Source organism: Streptomyces sp. BE303 (genome assembly GCF_036290945.1).
Classification (GTDB): domain Bacteria; phylum Actinomycetota; class Actinomycetes; order Streptomycetales; family Streptomycetaceae; genus Kitasatospora.
The window spans coordinates 153,420-171,194 of the sequence record NZ_JAQYWZ010000485.1 but is presented as its reverse complement, the minus strand read 5'-3'; the positions used below and the strand labels follow the sequence as shown (position 1 = coordinate 171,194).

The window sequence follows — 17,775 nt, the reverse complement described above, 5'->3', positions numbered from 1 at the left end:
GGGTCACGGCCGGAGCGTACGGCTACTTGGTGCAGGTCCGGTCCCCCTTCGGCAGTCTGCCACTGGCCAGGTACGCGTTGACCGTGTCGTCCACGCACGCGTTGCCGTACATCCCGTAGAGCGCGTGCCGGTTAGCGCCCTTGAGCGTCAGCAGGCGAGAGCCGGGCAGCAGCCCGTGCAGCGCGACGCTGTCCCGGTAGGTGGTGCGCGGGTCCCCGGTGGCGGCGACGATCAGCACCTCGGCGTCGCTCCGCACCTCGGTGCGCGCCTCGCGCGGGCGGTCCCAGAAGGCACACGGGTTGATGTTGTTGAGCATCGGACCGAGCAGCGGGTGTTCGGCCCGGGTGCGCTCGACGCCCCGCCAGTACGACTCGGGGTCACGCGGCGCGGTGCCGTCCGCGCACATGATCGCCTGCTGGGAGCTGCCGGTCGCCGACCCCTCCGCGCCGAACGCGAACCGCAACACGGCGGCGAACGCCTCCGACGGCCGGGCCGGCCGGCCCGCCGCGGCCTCGGCCAGCACGGCCATCTCTTCGGCGAGGTCCGCGCGCGCCTCGTCCGTGTCGTCCGCGATCCCGGCGAAGAGCAGGAACGGCACCCGGGTGTCGTCGACCAGGAAGGTGCCGGTGCCGCTGCCGACGGCCAACGGCGCACGCGCCGACGCCTCGACGGTCCGCCGGATCCCGGCGATCACCTCCTCCCCGGTCCGGCCGAGCCCGTAGGTGTCGTGGCGGGCCGCCGCCCAGGCGGCCCAGTCGGCGAGCGCCTGCTCGTTCTCCGCCAGCAGTCCCGGGAACAGGCGGGGCCCGTACGTGCGCGGGTCGAGCGCCCCGTCGAGGACCACCCGGTCGTAGCGGCCGGGGAACATCTGGGTGTAGACGGTGCCCAGGTAGGTGCCGTACGAGACGCCCAGGTAGGAGATCCTCCGCTCACCGAGCGCGCCCCGGACGACGTCCATGTCGCGGGCCGTGTTGCGGGTGCTCGCGTGCGGTAGCAACGACCCTGTCGCGGCACGGCACTTGGCGGCCAGGTCCTTCTGGAAGGCGACCTGCCGGTCGAAGCTCGCCCGGCCGAGGCCCGCCGAGGCGATGGTGGTTCCGACCGGCCAGCCGCAGTCCAGCGGGGTGCTGCGCCCCACGAAGCGCGGGTCCATGCCGATGATGTCGTAACGTGCGGCGGTCTCCTTGAGCGCCGCCTGCACGCGCGGCGGAGTGCCGAGGGTCTCGCCGCCCGGGCCGCCGTCGTTGAGCAGCATCGCGCCGATCCGGTGGCGGGTGTCGGTGCCCTTGATCCGGGAGATCGCGACGGTGATGGTGCGGCCCCGGGGGTCGCCGTAGTCGAGCGGGACGGTCACGTCCGCGCAGCGCGCGCCCGCCTGCTCCAGGGCCGCGCCGTCCTTGTCGTCCGGCCCCTTGACGCAACTGCGCCAGTCGAGACGCTGGTTGTAGTAGCGGTCCAGCCCGCGGGGGGCGGAGGTCGCGGACGCGGAGGCGCCGGACGCGGAGGCGTCGGCGGACGCGGCCTGGGCGGGGCCGGTCGCTGCGGACACCACCGCCACGCAGGCCGCGAAGGCGAGGCCCGCCGCCGTGGCCCGGCGGACGGCCGTCGACGCCCCGGTTCCGGCCGGGCGCCGCCCGCCGGCACGACGGGGGCGGGCGGCCCGGCTCCCGGTGGAACGGCCGGCGGCGGAGCGGGCCTCGCCGAAACGGGCCTCGGCGGTACGGCGGTCGCTCATGACGTCTCCTCGGTCGCATCGGATCCGCCACCGACCGGCGCGCAGAACGCGGCGGTCGCGACGGCACGGAAGTCCTGCTCGGCCTGCTCGGTGCGGGGGACCTCGGTGAGGGCGAGGGCGAGACTGCGGCCGCCCGGCCCGACCGCGGCGAGCGTCCGGTGCCCGCCCGGCATCGTCCCGCCGTGGCCCCACCACCAGCCGCCGCACTCCAGCGGGCTCGCGATCAGCCCGAGCCCGTACCGGGCACCGGGCCAGAGGCGGTCCGGGTCGGCGGGCACGGTGCGCTTCATCTCGTCGAGCCAGCGCGCGGGCAGCAGCCGGCCGCCGAGCAGCGCCCGGAAGAACCGGTCCACGTCGGCGGGCGTGGACACCAGCGCGCCGCCCGCGCCGCCGAAGCTCGCGTTCCACTCGGTGCCGTCGATGCGCGGGGCGCCCTCGGGTGCGGCGTGGTCGACGTAGTAGCTGCGCGAGTGCGGGCCCCGGATGCGGAGCTCGTCGCCCGGCCAGTAGGTGTCCCGCAGGCCCAGCGGGCCGATGATCCGGCGTTGCAGCTCCGCCTCGAAGGGGCGGCCGGTGACCTTCTCGACCAGGAGGCCGGCGATCACGGAGTTGGTGGTCGAGTAGGACCACGCCTTCTCCGGGCGCGGCAGGGTGAGCCCGATCGCGACCAGCTCGCGCGGCTCGAAGTGGCGGAACCGCCACGCGTCCACGGGCAGTCCGACCAGCGCCTCGGTGTAGTCGGGGAGTCCGCTGGTGTGCTGGAGCAGTTGGCGGACGGTGATCCGGCCGCCGTCGTGGCCGTTGCCCCGGACCAGTCCGGGCAGGTGGCGTTCGACGGTGTCGTCCAGGCCGATCCGGCCCTCGGCGGCGAGTTGGACGACGAGCGTGGCGGTGAACGTCTTGGTGACGCTGCCGATCCGCAGCCGGTCCTCCGCCCGCATCGGGCGGCCGGTCGCCAGGTCGGCGACGCCGCGGGCGGCGGTCCGGCGCCCGCAGCGGGGGTCGGTGAACTCGGCGGCCGCGCCGGGGACTCCGTCGCCTCCGACCAGGGTGTCCAGGGCCGCTCCGACGGCCGCACGGGTCGCCGCGCACGCACCCGGCGCGGCAGCGGCGGCCCCGGCCCCGGCCTCGGCCCCGACGGAAGCGGAAACGGGAGCCGAGGAGCCGGCGGCCGACGCGGCGGGGGTGCCCGCGAGCGCAGAGGCGGCCAGGGCGGCGGCGAGCACGGGCCCCCACCGCGCCGGCCGCCGCGCACCCCGGAGGGTTCCCCGGAGCATCATGTGATGGTGTGTCATGTCGTCAACGCTAGGAACCGGGCGCCCGGAGTTCACGACGGCACGCCCCCGGATCCGACCGGGGGACATCCCCACCCTTCACGTTCCCTTTCGGGCAGAACGGACCGGACGGCCGGCCCCGCGCACCCGCCCCACCCGACCCAGGCCGGGCCCCGACCCCGGACCTGGCGGGCCGGCCCCGCCGGAGCTACTCCGGCCGCCGCCACAGGTTGCGCCGCGCGAGGAGCGGCAGCACGCCCTCCCCGAACCAGTACGCCTCCTCCAGGTGCGGCATCCCGCTGAGCACGAACTCCTCGATGCCCAGCTCGTGGTACTCCGTGATCAGGTCGGCCACCTCCCGGTGGCTGCCGACCAGCGCCGTCCCCGCGCCGCCCCGCAGCAGCCCGATGCCCGCCCAGAGCCCCGGGTGGACCTCCAACCGCGCCGCCGAACCGCCGTGCAGGGCCAGCATCCGGCGCTGCCCCTCGGACTCGCTCTCCGCGAGCGCGCGCTGGGTCTCCCGGATCCGCACCGGGTCCATCGCCGCCAGCAGCCGCTCGGTCTCCGCCCACGCCTGCGCCGAGGTGTCCCGGGTGATCACGTGCAGCCGGATCCCGAACCGCACCACCCGGCCCTGCGCGGCGGCCAGTTCGCGGATCCAGGTGATCTTCTCCCGCACCTGCGCGGGCGGCTCCCCCCAGGTGAGGTAGACGTCCGCGTACCGGGCGGCCACGTCGCCCGCCGCCGGCGACGAACCACCGAAGTACACCGGCGGCACCTGGTCCGGCAACCGGTTCAACACGGCCCGCTCCACGCGGAGATGGGGCCCCTCGTGGTCGACGGTCTCGCCCGCCCAGAGCCTGCGCGTGATCGACAGGAACTCGCCGGTCCGCGCGTACCGCGCGTCCTTGTCGAGGAAGTCCCCGTACGCGCGCTGCTCCGCCGACTCACCGCCCGTCACCGCGTTGAGCAGCAGCCGGCCGCCGGACTGCCGCTGGTACGTCGCCGCCATCTGCGCGGCCAGCGTCGGACTGATCTGCCCCGGCCGGAACGCCACCAGGTACTTGAGCCGCTCCGTCACCTGGGTGAGCATCGCCGTCGTCAGCCAGGCGTCCTCGCACCAGGCGCCGGTCGGCGTCAGCGCCCCCTCGAACCCCAACTGCTCCGCGCTGCGGGCGATCTGACCCAGGTAGGCGACGGACGGCGGCCGGTCCGCCCCGGCGGTCCCGGGCGTCGAGCCGTGCCCGCCGCCGACGACGTGCCGGCTGTCGCCGTTGGTGGGCAGGAACCAGTGGAAGGTCAGGGACATGAACACACACTCCGGTGCCGAGAACGCCTGTGGGGAGGGGAGGGAGCAGCACTCACCGACGACAGGCGGCCGCGCACACCCGCGCCAGGTCCACGTGCAGGCGCCGCACGAGGCACCCGGAGGCAGCGGCGGAGGCGGCGGGGGCGGTCATGCGGGCGATTATCCGCCCACGACCGGCACGGATCAAGAGACCGCGGCACCGCCGTCAGCACCAGCACAGCGCTTCGAGTGGAGCGAGCGTGGCACGCAGGCGCCTCGTGCACGTCCTGCCGGGCATCGGCGGCAGCGTCCTGGAACGTCCGGGGGCGGGCGGCCGGGAACGGCCGTCCGGGACGCGGGATTCGGTGACCTCGCCGCTCTCGCCCGTGAACTGGCGGACGTCATCCACTCCGGCTGACCCCGACCACGCGAAAGGCCCGCCGGGCCTCCCCCATGCAGCAGGGGGAGGCCCGGCGGGCGCTTCAGCTGTTACCGGTGAGCGGTGGCTCAGACCTGGCCGGCCTTCTCCAGGGCGGCGCAGCAGGTCTTGATCAGCAGGCGGGTGACCACGTACGGGTCGACGTTGGCGTTCGGACGGCGGTCCTCGATGTAGCCCTTCTGGTCCACCTCGACCTGCCACGGGATGCGGACCGACGCGCCGCGGTTGGAGACGCCGTAGGAGTAGACGTTCCACGGGGCGGTCTCGTGCTTGCCGGTCAGGCGGGACTGGATGTCGTCGCCGTACTGGCTGACGTGCTCCAGCACGATCTCCTGGGAGGCGCCGAGCGACTCGCAGGCGGTGATGATCGCGTCGTAGCCCTCGCGCATCGCCCGGGTGGAGAAGTTGGTGTGCGCACCCGCGCCGTTCCAGTCTCCCCTGGCCGGCTTGGCGTCGAGGGTGGCGTCGATGCCGAACTCCTCGGCGGTGCGGTAGAGCAGGTAGCGGGCGATCCACATGTCGTCGGAGGCGGTCAGGGCGTCGACCGGGCCGATCTGGAACTCCCACTGGCCGGGCATGACCTCGGCGTTGATGCCGCAGATGGCGAGGCCGGCGTCCATGCAGCGGTCGAGGTGCAACTCGACGATCTCGCGGCCGAAGACCTCCTCGGCGCCGACGCCGCAGTAGTAGCCGCCCTGCGGGGCCGGGAAGCCTCCCTCGGGGAAGCCGAGCGGGCGGGAGCCCTTGAAGAAGGTGTACTCCTGCTCGATGCCGAAGATCGAGTCCTGCGCCGCGTACTGCTCGGCGACGGTGCGCAGCAGGGCGCGGGTGTTCGACTCGTGCGGGGTGCCGTCGGTCTCGTGGACCTCGCAGAGGACGAGGATGTTGTCGCCGCCGCGGATCGGGTCCTTGGTGACCTTGACCGGCTCCAGCACTCGGTCCGAGGCGTGGCCTTCGGCCTGGTTGGTCGAGGAACCGTCGAAGCCCCAGGTGGGGATCTTGTCGGCGTTCGGCAGGACCCGAGTCTTGGAGCGGAGCTTGGCGGTCGGCTTGGTGCCGTCGATCCAGATGTACTCGGCCTTGATTGCCACGGCGATGTCCCTCGCAAACTGAGTGGTGGGTGCCCGCGTAGCGTCGCAAGCCGCCGTTTCCCGGTTGTTCCTCTCATGTAACGCCCATGTGAACCAACCGTCCGCGTCGGCACCGTCACCGTGCGGGAGTGCCGCAGATGGCACTCCCGCACGGGATCCGGGGCGGGTTTCAGCGCCTGCGGGCGTGGGCGGCGACAGCGGCCCGGCGACGGCGGGTGGCCCAGAGGGCGCAGGCGCCGGCGGCGACCAGGGCGGCGGCTCCGGCGGCGAGCGGGGCGGTGGAGTCACTGCCGCCGGTGGCGGCGAGGTGGTCCGCCGAGGCCGGGGCGGCGGAGGCCGGACGGCGGGCGGCCTGCGTACCGGTGGCGGACGGCGGGGCGGCAGCGGCCCGGCCGGTACCGGCGGCGCCGGTGGGAGTGCCGTCCCCCACCGGTCGGGCCGCGGGCACCTCGGCGGGCGGGGCCACGGCCGGGGCGGTGGCGGGCGCCGGGGCGGAGGGCGTCGGCACCGGCTTCTCGCAGCTCACCGAGGCGACCGTGACGGTCCCGGTCACCTTGGCGACGTTGAGGCTGAGCGGGTTGACCTCCACCCGCACCTCCAGGGCCGAGGCGGCGGCCGTCGTCGAGGTGGTGGTCTTCTTGGAGAACTCGACCGAGACGCTGCCGACCAGCGGGACCTCCACCCTGGTCGGCCCGTACAGGCTGACGGTGACGGGCTTGCCGAGGAGGGTCAGCTTCGCGGGGGCCACCACGTCGGCGGTCGGCCGCCCGTCGACCGGACAGGTGGCGGTGGCGCTGAGCGCCTCCAGGCCGAGCAGGGTGGTGGCGGGGAGGCCGGGGGCGTGGACGTCCGCGTTGACCAGCTGGACGGCGGCGGAGGCGCCCTTGGCGTCGACCTTGGTCACCGACTTTCCGAGGTCGGCCCTGACCAGGGTGACCGGGCCCTGCTGGTCGACGCCTTCGACGACGGCGGTGAGGACGGACCCCTCCCTCTGCGCGGGGGTCTCGACCTTGTTGAGTGCGATGTTCACCGGAACGTCCACGGTCTTGTTCAACAGGCTGACGTCCAGGTCGAGTTCGGCGGTGACGGCGCGCGCCTTGCCGGCGGAGGGCGCCGGGGAGGCCCCCGTGGAGGCCGCCGGTGCGGCCGGTGTCGCCGGTGTCGCCGGGGACGCCCCCGGCGCACCCGGTGCGGTGGCGTGGGCGACGGACGGCACGACGGACGCCGGGACTATCAGCGCCGCCACCGCGAGGGCGGCGACGGTGACGGCGGGAACGGAACGGTACGAGGACATGGCGGTACCCCCACGGGTGGTGACGAGGAGGAGCGCACCTCCGACATCACCCGCCCGCGGGGGCGGGGCCAAGGGGCTGGCGCTCCGAACGACGAGCCGTCAGTCTTCTCGAACAATCCGTCACATGAGTCACACAGAACGTCATTTCACTCGTTCGGGTGAGGTTGACGCCCAGGAACACCACGGCCCGCCGCAACGGCCTCCGGCCTCCGGCCACGACCACCGGCACGGCAGCCGGACGCGGCAGCCGGGCACGGCAGGCCACGGCAGCCGGGCGACGGCGGCCCGGCTACGGCAGGCGCCAGTCCACCGGCTGCGCACCCTGCCGCGCCAGCAGTTCGTTGGCCCGGCTGAACGGGCGCGAGCCGAAGAAGCCGCCGTTCGCCGAGTAGGGGCTCGGGTGCGCGGACTCGATCGCCGGGATCTCCCCCAGCAACGGACGCAGGTTGCGCGCGTCACGGCCCCAGAGAACCGCCACCAGCGGGCCGCCGCGCGACGCGAGCGCACGGATCGCCTGCTCGGTGACCTCCTCCCACCCCTTGCCCCGGTGCGCGGCGGGTTTGCGCGGCGCGGTGGTGAGGGCGCGGTTCAGCAGCAGGACGCCCTGCTGCGTCCAGGGGGTGAGGTCCCCGTTCGAGGGCTGCGGGAGACCGAGGTCGTTCCCGTACTCCTGGAAGATGTTGATCAGACTGGCCGGGATCGGGCGGACGTCCGCCCCCACCGAGAAGCTGAGGCCGACGGCGTGGCCGGGTGTGGGGTACGGGTCCTGCCCGACGATCAGCACCCGCACATCGGCGAAGGGCTGTTGGAAGGCGCGCAGCACGTTCGGCCCGGAGGGCAGGTACGTACGGCCGGCCGCCAGTTCGGCGCGGAGGAAGTCGCCCATGGCGGCGACCCGCCCGGCCACCGGCTCCAGCGCGGTGGCCCACCCGGGCTCGACGATCTCATTCAGTGGACGCGGTGCCATGGGCGTAACCCTATCGGCCTACAACGACAGCCCGTTCACCCGGATGATCTTCGGCCCGCCCGGCCGCCGACGGCCGCGCGCCGCCCCCGCGCCGTCCCCCCGGCCTCACCCCACCGGACTCCCGCGCAGCACCACCTGGCGCGGGTCGGCGAGCACCCGGACGTCCGCCCGCGGGTCCTCCGCGTACACCACGAAGTCGGCCGACGCCCCCTCCTCCAGGCCCGGACGGCCCAGCCACTCCCGCGCCGACCAGGTGGCCGCCGAGAGCGCCTCCGCCGGGCTCAGCCCGGCCTTGACCAGCTCGGCCACCTCGTCGGCGACCAGGCCGTGGGCGATCGAGCCGCCCGCGTCCGTCCCGACGAAGATCGGGATGCCCGCGTCGTGCGCGGCGCCCACGGTGTCGTAGCGGCGGGCGTGCAACCGCCGCATGTGGGCGGACCAGGCCGGGAACCTGAGGTCGCCGCCGACCGCCAGGCGCGGGAAGGTGGCGATGTTGACGAGCGTCGGGACGATCGCGACACCGCGCTCGGCGAAGGCCGGGATCAGTTCCTCGGTCAGGCCCGTGGCGTGCTCGACGCAGTCGATGCCGGCCGCCAGCAGGTCGGGCAGCGATTCGGCGGCGAAGCAGTGCGCGGTGACCCGCGCCCCCTCCTCGTGCGCCGCCGCGATCGCCTCGGCCAGGGCGTCGCCGGGCCAGCAGGCGGCGAGGTCGCCGCGCTCCCGGTCGATCCAGTCGCCGACCAGCTTCACCCAGCCGTCCCCGCGGCGCGCCTCGGCCCGGACGTAGGCGGTGAGGTCGCCGGGCTCGATCTCGTGCGCGTAGTTGCGGATGTAGCGGCGGGTGCGGGCGATGTGCCGGCCGGCCCGGATGATCCGGGGCAGGTCCTCGCGCTCGTCGATCCACCGGGTGTCGGCGGCCGAACCGGCGTCACGGATCAGCAGCGTGCCGGCGTCGCGGTCGGTGAGCGCCTGCTTCTCGCTGGTGGCGGCGTCGACGGCGCCGTGCGCGTCCAGGCCGACGTGGCAGTGCGCGTCCACCAGACCGGGCAGCACCCAGCCGTCCACCGTCCGGACGTCACCGGCCGCCGCGGGGCGGTCGAAGGTCACCCGGCCGTCCACCACCCAGAGTTCGTCGCGGACGTCCTCCGGACCGACCAGCACCCGACCCCGGACGTGCAGCACCGTGCCATCGCTCATGGCCCGCACTCTACCGACGACGGCATTCCCTGTAAGGACCGCCGATGGGGCAGACTCGTTCCGGTCACCGTTCCCCCACGTGAGAGGCCCGACCCCGTGACCCCCTACCTCGACCTGCCCCCGTTCAGCGCCGCCGACTTCGCGGCCGTCGAGGACCAGGTGGCCGCGCTGCTGCACACCACCGCCGACGTGATCGTCACCCAGGGCGAGGCCCTGCTGCCGCTGGAGGCCGCGATCCGGGGCGCCGCGCACCCGGGGTCGACCGCGCTCAACATCGTCACCGGACCGTACGGGCAGACCTTCGGCGGCTGGCTGCGCGACTGCGGGGCGAACGTCGTCGACCTCGCCGTGCCGTTCGACACCGCCGTCACCGCCGGGCAGGTGGCCGAGGCGCTCGCCGCGCACCCGGAGGTCGACTTCGTCTCCCTGGTGCACGCCGAGGCCGCCACGGGCAACACCAACCCGGTCGCCGAGATCGCCGCCGTCGTGCGCGCGCACGGGGCGCTGCTGATGCTGGACGCGGTCGCCTCGGTGGCCGCCGAACCGCTGCTCACCGACGCCTGGGGCGTCGACCTGTGCGTGATCGGCGGCCAGAAGGCGATGGGCGGGCCGGCCGGGGTCTCCGCCGTCTCCGTCTCCGCGCGGGCCTGGGAGCGGATCACCGCCAACCCGGCCGCCCCGCGCCGCTCCTACCTCTCCCTCCTGGACTGGAAGGAGCGCTGGACGGACGCCGGACGGACGGTCCTGCCGCACGCGCCGGCCCAGCTGGAGATGCTCGCGCTCGGCGCCTGCCTGGACCGGATCGAGGCGGACGGGCTGCCCGCGGTGATCGCCCGCCACGGCGCGGCGTCCGCCGCCGTCCGGGCCGGCGTCCGCGCCCTCGGCACCCTCGCCCCGTTCGTCCCGGACGACGCCCACGCCGCCCCGGTGGCCACCACCCTGCGCACCCCGGTCGGCCTGGACGCCGCCGCACTGGCCGCCGAGCTCCGCCGCCTCGACCCGACCCTCCCCGTCCAGGCCGGTGGCGGCGCACTCGCCGCCGGGATGCTCCGCGTCAACCACTACGGCCCGGCCGCCTCCCCCGGGACGGTCCGCGCCACCCTCACCGCCCTGGCCACCGCCACCGGCACCGACGCCACCTCCGCCCTCAAGGCGGCGGAGGCCGCCTGGGAGGCGGTCGGCCCCTCCTTCGGGTGACCGAACCCTCCGCCCGGCCGGGCCACCCCTGACCCGGCCCGGCCACGGCGCGGTCCCGCCCGGTCGGGCCACGCCTCACCACCCCTCGGGAGCTTCTGTTCCCGAGGGGTTCATCGTTTCGCCACGCGGATCTCACCGGCGCCCGAGAGGCTCCTCGCAACGCAAAGTTGGCTATACAACTTCACTCGTGAGACCGCCCAGGAGGAACCCCATGCCCGAGCTTCCGCCGTACTGGCTGCGCGACAACTGCCCCTGCGCCGAATGCCGCGACCCGCGGAACGGGCAGAAGCTGTTCCAGATCACCGACCTGCCGGACGACCTCGCGATCGCCGCGCAGACCGAGCAGGGCACACAGACCGAGCAGAACGGGCAGGGCGGGCAGGGCGGGCAGGGCGGGCACCTGGAGGTGCTCTGGTCGGACGGGCACCGGTCCCGCTACCCGCTGGAGTGGCTGGCCGGGGCGGCGCCCGACGGCGGGGCCGGCGGCACCGTCGACGGTGACGGGCGGACGGAGGCCGACAAGCGCCTCTGGACGGCGGCGGACTTCGCGGACGGCCTCCCGGAGGCGGAGTGGACGGCCTACCTGGCCGACCCGGCGGAGCGCGCCGCCGTCCTGGCCGCCGTACGCCGGTCCGGCTTCGCCGTGCTGCGCGGGGTGCCTGCGGTGGAACGGCAGGTGCTCGCCGTCGCCGGGACCTTCGGGTACGTGCGGGTCACCAACTACGGCGAGCTGTTCGACGTCCGGGTCGAGCCGGACCCGAACAACCTGGCCTTCACCAGCGCGGCGATCACCCCGCACACCGACAACCCGTACCGCGACCCGGTCCCCACCCTCCAGCTGCTGCACTGCCTGGAGAACTCGGCGACCGGCGGGGACTCCGGCCTGGTGGACGGGTTCAAGGCCGCCGCGGTCCTGCGCGAGGAGGCTCCGGAGGCCTTCGCGGTGCTGACCCGCACGCCCGTCCCGTTCGTCTTCCGCGACCGGGACACCGAACTGCGGGCCGACCGGCCGCTGATCGGGGTGGATCCGCTCGGCCGGATCCGCGAGGTGCGGTTCAACAACCGCTCGATCGGCACGCTGCGCGGGACCGCCCGGGAGCTGGACGCGTTCTACGACGCCTACCGCCGGTTCGCCGCGATCACCCTCCGCCCCGAGCTGCAGCTGGAGTTCCGGCTGGACCGGGGCGACTGCCTGATCTTCGACAACGTCCGCCTGATGCACGCCCGGACGGCCTTCGAGAAGGACGGCCACCGCCACCTCCAGGGCTGCTACGCCGACCTGGACTCGCTGGCCAGCACCCTCGCCGTACTGCACCGCCGGGCAGCCGCACTGGACGCGATCGCCGAGCTGTTCGCGGGCGAGGGCGCCGGCGAGTACCTGGGCGAGGCGGTGACCATGGCCGAGCACATGCTCCAGGCCGGCGCGCTGGCCGAGGCGGCCGGGGCGGCCCCGCACCTGGTCGCGGCGGCGCTGCTGCACGACGTCGGCCACTTCCAGGGGGCTCTGCACGGACGGGATCTGATGGAGGGTCAGGACAATCGGCACAGCGACACGGGTGCGGACTGGCTGGCCCGCTGGTTCGGCCCGGAGGTCACCGACCCGGTCCGCCTGCACGTGGCCGCCAAGCGCTACCTGTGCGCGGTCGAGCCGGGCTACCGGGCGCGGCTGTCCGAGGCCTCCGAGTACACGCTCCGGGTGCAGGGCGGCCCGATGTCCGAGGAGCAGGCCGCGGCCTTCGCCGCGCACCCGGGCGCCGAGGACGCGGTGGCGGTCCGCCGCTGGGACGAGCAGGCCAAGGAGGCCGACGCGGACACCCCGGGCTTCGCGCACTTCCGCCCGCTGCTGGCCGCGTTGATGCGCTGAACCTCCGGAGGGCGGACGGGAACGGGGTGGTGGGCCGACCGGCCCACCACCCCGCCGCGCGCTCCGGCCCCCGAGCCGCGAACGCCGTCCGCATCCCCCCGCCGAAGGTTCAGTCCACTTCCCGGGCGTGCCGGGAGAGCGCCGACGCGGCCAGCGAGTTGTGCACGCTGAACGCCACCGTGCCGGGCAGGTAGCGGTCCTGGGACCACTCCACGGGGGTGCCGGTCGGGTCGGTGGTCCGCCGCCGCTCGCGCAGCAGCGGGCCGCCGCGGCGGCAGCCGAGCAGCCGGGCGTCGTCCGCGTTGGCCACGACGATGTCGATGGTGTGGTCGGCGTCGGTGAACAGGATGCCGTGCTCGCGCAGGACCTCGGTGTGCGAGACGACGTCCGGCGGCAGTTCGGCGACGATCTCGCCGACCCGGGGCGGGTAGACCGTCCGCTCCACCATCACCGGCTTGCCGGAGAGGGTGCGCAGCCGGACCGTCACGTAGACGTCCGCGCCCTGCTCCAGGCGGAGCTGCTCGCGTTCGGCGGCGTCGGCCGGGCGGCGGACCAGCGAGTCGAGTATGCCGCCGGGCTCCTCCCCCATCGAGTACGCCCAGTGCGTGAAGCTGAGCAGTTCGGAGAAGCTCTGCACGCGGGCCGTTCCCAGCACCACCCGGCGGGTGCCCCGCCGCGAGGTGACCAGCCCGTCCGAGCGGAGCACGGCGAGCGCCTGGCGGACGGTGCCGCGCGAGACGCCGTACTGCTCGGCGAGCGCGCCCTCGGCGGGAAGCCGGCCGGCCTCGCCGAACGCGCCGGTGGTGATCGCCTCGCGCAGGTCGGCGGCGACCTTGCGGTAGAGCGCGCCGGTGGCGCGGTCCTCGGCGGCCGGACGGCCCGACTCCACTGCCACGTCAGTCAATGTCCCTCCAGGGGCGGTGTCCTGCACAGCCGTACCGGCGCGGACAGCCCGACCTTATCCCGCTGCGCCACCGAAGCATCGCACTCCGGCGATCATCCGCCGGCGACCTGATTCGACCGTTCCCGCAGCCGACCCCGGGACTGGGCCATCCGTTCACCTTCCCGTCATCGGGCTCCGGCGTACTTACCCCCGTCAGCGAAGTTGGCTAGTCAACTCGGGCGCCGAACAACCGGCCGCTCACCCCGGCCCGGCCGCCCCGGCCACCCCACTCGCCCGACGAATCCCCGCGAAACGCACCCCTCGCAGTACGCCCTGATCAGGAGACTGACCCGTGACCGTGCACCGTGCCCGCGCCGCCGCTTTCGCGGCCGTACTGACCGCCGCCGCGCTCTCCCTCACCGCCTGCGGCTCCGCCGGTTCGACCGCCAAGGCCGGCGACGCCGCCAAGGCCGGCACCAAGGACGCCAAGGAGGCCACCTCCGCGGCCGACCTCGGCGGCATCGACGGCCTGATCGCCGCCGCCAAGAAGGAGGGCAAGCTGCACGTCATCACGCTGCCCCGGGACTGGGCGAACTACGGCAAGATCATCGACGGCTTCAAGGCCAAGTACGGCCTGGAGGTCGAGGAGGAGAACCCGGACGGCTCCAGCCAGGACGAGATCAACGCGATCACCTCCCGCAAGGGCCAGGACCGCGCCCCCGACGTCGTCGACCTCGGCAGCGCGTTCGCGCTCCAGGCGGTCAAGGACGGCCTGCTCGCCCCCTACAAGGTCGCGACCTTCGACAAGGTCCCGGCCTCCCAGAAGGACGCGGCCGGCGCCGCCGTCAACGACTACGGCGGCTACATCTCGATCGGCTGCGACGCCAAGAAGATCGCCAGCTGCCCGAAGACCTTCGCCGACCTGCTCAAGCCCGAGTACAAGGGCCAGGTCGCCCTCAACGGCAACCCGACCAAGTCCGGCTCGGCGTTCGGCGGCGTCTACGCGGCCGCGCTCGCCAACGGCGGCTCGCTGGACAACATCCAGCCCGGCATCGACTTCTTCGGCAAGCTCAAGCAGTCCGGCAACTTCAACCCGGTCGAGTCGACCCCCGCCACCATCGAGAAGGGCGAGACCCCGATCTCGATCGACTGGTCCTACCTGAACGCCGGTTACAGCGACCAGTTCAAGGACAAGGGCGTCGACTGGAAGGTCTCCATCCCCTCCGACGGCAGCTACGCCCAGTTCTACAACCAGGGCATCAACAAGTGGGCCCCGCACCCCGCCGCCGCGCGCCTGTGGCAGGAGTACCTGTTCAGCGCCGAGGGCCAGAACCTCTTCCTCGGCGGCTACGCCACCCCGTCCACCTTCGACGCCCTGAAGAAGGAGGGCACCCTCGACGCCGCGGCCGCCGCCAAGCTGCCGACCGTCGAGAAGCCCTTCACCACCTTCCCGACCCAGGACCAGATCACGGCCGCCAAGAAGGTCGTGACCGAGAACTGGACCAAGGCGATCGCGGGCTGACACTCCCGCCCCGCACCGCACTTCGGGCCGACTCCACCGCGAAAAGGCACTCATGACCACGGCTCCCACCCCGGTGCCGACCACCCCCGCCGCCACCGACCCCGGTGGCGGCGCGGGGGCGTCCGGAACCGCCACGACGTCCACCCCCACGACCACCGTCCCCGCCCCCCGGCGGCGACCGCTCGCCCGGCTCGGCGGCGCCTCCTGGCTCGCCACCGTCCCGCTCCTGCTCTTCTTCCTCGTCGGCTTCGGCCTGCCGGCCGTCGCCATCGTGATCGGCGCGTTCACCACCTCCACCGACGCGGAGGGCGGCGGCGGCCAGTTCACGTTCGACAACATCACCGCCTCCGTCCAGGGCGCCTACTGGACGGCCATGCTGAGCAGCCTCAAGCTCTCCGCGCTGACCGCCCTGCTCGCCACCCTGATCGGCCTGCCGATCGCCCAGGCCGTGGTCACCTCCCGGCACACCTGGCTGCGCCAGGCCGTGCTGACCGCCTCCGGCGTGCTCGCCAACTTCGGCGGCCTGCCGCTCGCGTTCGCGTTCGTCGCCACCCTCGGCAACGCCGGCGAGGTCACCCAGCTGCTCCACCTCACCGACCACGGCTGGACGCTCTACTCGTTCACCGGACTCACCATCGTGTACCTGTACTTCCTCATCCCGCTGATGGTGCTCACCATCACGCCGGCCCTGGACGGCCTGCGGGTGCAGTGGCGCGAGGCGGCCCAGAACAACCGGGCCACCACCGTCCAGTACTGGCGGCACGTCGCCCTGCCGATCCTGCTGCCCTCCCTGCTCGGCGGCTTCGTCCTGCTGTTCGGCAGCGCCTTCGCCGCGTACGCCACCGCCGCCGCGATGGTCGGTGCGACCGTCCCGCTGGTCAGCCGCTCGATCGCCGACGCGCTCTCCGGCAACGTGCTGGTCGGCCAGGGCAACCTCGCCCTCGCCCTCAGCCTCAACATGATCGTCGTGGCCGTCCTCGTGATGGCCGTGTACCTCCCCCTCCAGCGCCGGAGCGCCCGATGGCTCAGCTGACCCCCACCCGTACCGGCCGCACCAAGGTGCGCTGGTGGCGCGGCGCCGTCCTGGGAATCGCCGGAATCTACTTCGTCGTCCCGCTCGCCGCCGCCGGCTACTTCTCGATCGACGAGCCCCAGGGCTACTCCTTCGAGGCGTACACCGGGCTGCTCTCCGCGCCCGGCTTCCTCGACAGCCTCTGGCTCACCCTCGGGCTCGCCGTCGTCACCGTCCTGGTGCTGCTGCTCCTGCTGGTCCCCGCCCTGATCGCGGTCCGGCTCGGCGCGCCGAAGCTGCGCCCGGTGATCGACGTGCTCTGCACCCTGCCGCTGGTCGTCCCGCCCGTCGCCCTCACCGCCGGCCTGATCGGCGTGCTGCGCTGGGGCCCGGACTACCTGATGGACACGCCGTTCTTCCAGACCTTCGTCTTCGTCCAGGACCCGGACTTCCCGCTGGTCCTGGTCATCGCCTACGTGCTGATGGGCCTGCCGCTCGCCTACCGCGCGCTGGACGCCGGCCTGCGCGCCGTGGACGTCCGCACCCTGGTCGAGGCCGCCCGCAACTGCGGCGCGAGCTGGCCGCGTGCGGTGTTCACCGTCGTCCTGCCCAACCTGCGCGGGGCGCTGCTGAACGCCTCCTTCCTCACCCTGGCCCTGGTGCTCGGCGAGTTCACCGCCGCCTCGATCCTCGGCTACCAGCCTTTCCCGGTCTGGATCTACACGGTCGGCAACAGCCAGGCCCACATGTCGGTCGCGGTCTCCATCCTGAGCCTGCTGATCACCTGGCTGCTCCTGCTCCTGCTGGCCACCCTCGGCCGCGAGCGCCACGCCAAGACCACGTCCTGACCTCCCTGACCGCACGCCGGCCTCCCCCGCACCTCCGGAGAACTCCCTTGACCTCCCTCGCCGTTGAGAAGACCGCCGCCCGATCGGGCGGCGCGACCGTCGAATTCCGCTCGCTGCGCCGCACCTTCGGCGCCACCACCGCGCTCGACGGCCTCGACCTGACCGTGCAGCCCGGCGAACTCCTCGCCCTGCTCGGCCCGTCCGGCTGCGGCAAGACCACCGCGCTGCGCATCCTCGCCGGCTTCGAGCAGCACGACTCCGGCCAGGTGCTGGTCGACGGCGAGGACATCACCGCGATCCCCGCCCACAAGCGCGACGCCGGCATGGTGTTCCAGTCGTACAGCCTCTTCCCGCACCTGACCGCAGCCGACAACGTCGCCTTCGGCCTGCGGATGCGCGGCGCCGGCAAGGCCGAGCGCCTCAACCGGGCCAAGGAGCTGCTGGAGCTCGTCGGCCTGCCCCAGCACGCCGACCGCTACCCGCACCAGCTGTCCGGCGGCCAGCAGCAGCGCATCGCGCTCGCCCGCGCGCTCGCCCTCCAGCCCCGCGTCCTGCTGCTCGACGAGCCGCTCTCCGCACTCGACGCGAAGGTGCGGCTTTCGCTGCGCGAGGAGATCCGGCGCCTCCAGCAGGAGCTGGGGATCACCACGCTGTTCGTCACCCACGACCAGGAGGAGGCGCTCTCGATGGCCGACCGGGTCGCGGTGCTGCGCGCCGGCCGGCTGGAGCAGTGCGCCGCGCCCGCCGAGCTCTACGCCCGCCCGGCCACCGCCTTCGTCGCCGAGTTCGTCGGCACCATGAGCCGCATCCCGTGCGTCCGGGCCGGCGACGGCGTCGAGGTCCTCGGCCGCCGGCACGCCGTGGACGGCGAGCTGCCCGCGGACGGCTCGCTGGACGTGCTCGTGCGGCCGGAGAACGTCGCGCTGGCCCCGGCGGCGGACGGCCCGGCCCAGGTGGTCTCCGCGTCCTTCCTGGGCGCCGTCACCCGGCTCACCGTCCGGCTCGGCGACGGCACCGAGGTCAAGGCCGACCTGCCGACCGAGACCGCCACCGCACTGCCCGTCGGCTCGCACGCCGCGCTGACCCTGCCGGAGCGCCCGGTGCTGGTCGACCGCCGTACGGTCTGACCCGTCCGCCCTCCTCCTGATGAACCACCGAAGGTAC

The 17,775-nt window shown here is 73.9% G+C and carries 14 protein-coding genes; 6 read left to right on the top strand and 8 right to left on the bottom strand.

Going from position 1 to position 17,775, the window contains the following annotated elements:
* Positions 1-22 precede the first annotated feature (22 nt).
* From PUR56_RS10555 to PUR56_RS10525, 7 genes are all read right to left on the bottom strand, one after another.
* Positions 23-1,735 carry an alpha/beta fold hydrolase gene (locus PUR56_RS10555; RefSeq protein ID WP_329948667.1) on the bottom strand — a complete coding sequence of 571 codons (1,713 nt, stop codon included), beginning with the start codon at positions 1,733-1,735 and terminating at the stop codon, positions 23-25.
* Positions 1,732-3,030, bottom strand: a complete 1,299-nt coding sequence (locus PUR56_RS10550) for a serine hydrolase domain-containing protein (protein WP_329948666.1) — start codon at positions 3,028-3,030, stop codon at positions 1,732-1,734. Before PUR56_RS10550 ends, PUR56_RS10555 begins: the two co-directional genes overlap by 4 nt.
* Before the next feature lie 187 nt (positions 3,031-3,217).
* A complete protein-coding gene (locus PUR56_RS10545; protein WP_329948665.1) occupies positions 3,218-4,318 on the bottom strand; it encodes an LLM class flavin-dependent oxidoreductase in 1,101 nt (366 codons plus the stop codon).
* A 486-nt stretch (positions 4,319-4,804) separates the two neighbouring features.
* Entirely contained in the window at positions 4,805-5,827 is a 1,023-nt protein-coding gene (gene glnII / locus PUR56_RS10540; RefSeq protein ID WP_329876257.1) for a glutamine synthetase GlnII, read from the bottom strand.
* A 169-nt stretch (positions 5,828-5,996) separates the two neighbouring features.
* Complete coding sequence (locus PUR56_RS10535; RefSeq protein WP_329948664.1) at positions 5,997-7,121, bottom strand: SCO1860 family LAETG-anchored protein; 1,125 nt, start codon at positions 7,119-7,121, stop codon at positions 5,997-5,999.
* 289 nt (positions 7,122-7,410) lie between these two features.
* The gene (locus tag PUR56_RS10530) at positions 7,411-8,088 is read right to left on the bottom strand and encodes a uracil-DNA glycosylase (protein ID WP_329876261.1); all 678 of its coding nucleotides are present in this window, start codon (positions 8,086-8,088) and stop codon (positions 7,411-7,413) included.
* Positions 8,089-8,193: 105 nt separating this feature from the next.
* Complete coding sequence (locus PUR56_RS10525) at positions 8,194-9,285, bottom strand: amidohydrolase family protein (protein WP_329948663.1); 1,092 nt, start codon at positions 9,283-9,285, stop codon at positions 8,194-8,196.
* Between the two features lie 96 nt (positions 9,286-9,381).
* On the opposite strand from PUR56_RS10525, the gene PUR56_RS10520 reads away from it, so the two are divergent.
* Positions 9,382-10,482, top strand: a complete 1,101-nt coding sequence (locus PUR56_RS10520) for a pyridoxal-phosphate-dependent aminotransferase family protein (RefSeq protein WP_329948662.1) — start codon at positions 9,382-9,384, stop codon at positions 10,480-10,482.
* Between the two features lie 211 nt (positions 10,483-10,693).
* On the top strand, positions 10,694-12,346 hold the full coding sequence (tmpA, locus tag PUR56_RS10515; RefSeq protein ID WP_329948661.1) for a 2-trimethylaminoethylphosphonate dioxygenase: 1,653 nt from the start codon (positions 10,694-10,696) through the stop codon (positions 12,344-12,346).
* Between the two features lie 109 nt (positions 12,347-12,455).
* Here the strand turns inward: tmpA and PUR56_RS10510 are convergent, their stop codons facing one another.
* Positions 12,456-13,241: a GntR family transcriptional regulator gene (locus tag PUR56_RS10510; protein WP_329876269.1), complete on the bottom strand. Its 786-nt coding sequence runs from the start codon at positions 13,239-13,241 to the stop codon at positions 12,456-12,458.
* A gap of 340 nt (positions 13,242-13,581) precedes the next feature.
* Between PUR56_RS10510 and PUR56_RS10505 the strand changes: the two genes are divergently transcribed.
* Genes PUR56_RS10505 through PUR56_RS10490 form a run of 4 tightly spaced genes read left to right on the top strand, consistent with a single transcriptional unit; the run spans position 13,582 to position 17,738 of the window.
* Positions 13,582-14,751 (top strand): ABC transporter substrate-binding protein, encoded by a 1,170-nt coding sequence (locus tag PUR56_RS10505; RefSeq protein ID WP_329876271.1) that lies wholly within the window; start codon positions 13,582-13,584, stop codon positions 14,749-14,751.
* A 52-nt stretch (positions 14,752-14,803) separates the two neighbouring features.
* Positions 14,804-15,784, top strand: coding sequence for an ABC transporter permease (locus PUR56_RS10500; RefSeq protein WP_329876273.1), 981 nt, complete (start codon positions 14,804-14,806; stop codon positions 15,782-15,784).
* The gene (locus PUR56_RS10495; protein WP_329948660.1) at positions 15,772-16,611 is read left to right on the top strand and encodes an ABC transporter permease; all 840 of its coding nucleotides are present in this window, start codon (positions 15,772-15,774) and stop codon (positions 16,609-16,611) included. Before PUR56_RS10500 ends, PUR56_RS10495 begins: the two co-directional genes overlap by 13 nt.
* Before the next feature lie 47 nt (positions 16,612-16,658).
* Complete coding sequence (locus PUR56_RS10490) at positions 16,659-17,738, top strand: ABC transporter ATP-binding protein (RefSeq protein ID WP_329948659.1); 1,080 nt, start codon at positions 16,659-16,661, stop codon at positions 17,736-17,738.
* Positions 17,739-17,775 lie beyond the last annotated feature (37 nt).

Excerpts from the sequence above, each read along its gene's own strand:
- PUR56_RS10555 (WP_329948667.1), bottom strand. The coding sequence starts at position 1,735 with ATGAGCGACCGCCGTACCGCCGAGGCCCGTTTCGGCGAGGCCCGCTCC.
- PUR56_RS10550 (WP_329948666.1), bottom strand. The coding sequence starts at position 3,030 with ATGACACACCATCACATGATGCTCCGGGGAACCCTCCGGGGTGCGCGG.
- PUR56_RS10545 (WP_329948665.1), bottom strand. The coding sequence starts at position 4,318 with ATGTCCCTGACCTTCCACTGGTTCCTGCCCACCAACGGCGACAGCCGG.
- PUR56_RS10535 (WP_329948664.1), bottom strand. The coding sequence starts at position 7,121 with ATGTCCTCGTACCGTTCCGTTCCCGCCGTCACCGTCGCCGCCCTCGCG.
- PUR56_RS10530 (WP_329876261.1), bottom strand. The coding sequence starts at position 8,088 with ATGGCACCGCGTCCACTGAATGAGATCGTCGAGCCCGGGTGGGCCACC.
- PUR56_RS10525 (WP_329948663.1), bottom strand. The coding sequence starts at position 9,285 with ATGAGCGATGGCACGGTGCTGCACGTCCGGGGTCGGGTGCTGGTCGGT.
- tmpA (WP_329948661.1), top strand. The coding sequence starts at position 10,694 with ATGCCCGAGCTTCCGCCGTACTGGCTGCGCGACAACTGCCCCTGCGCC.
- PUR56_RS10500 (WP_329876273.1), top strand. The coding sequence starts at position 14,804 with ATGACCACGGCTCCCACCCCGGTGCCGACCACCCCCGCCGCCACCGAC.
- PUR56_RS10495 (WP_329948660.1), top strand. The coding sequence starts at position 15,772 with ATGGCTCAGCTGACCCCCACCCGTACCGGCCGCACCAAGGTGCGCTGG.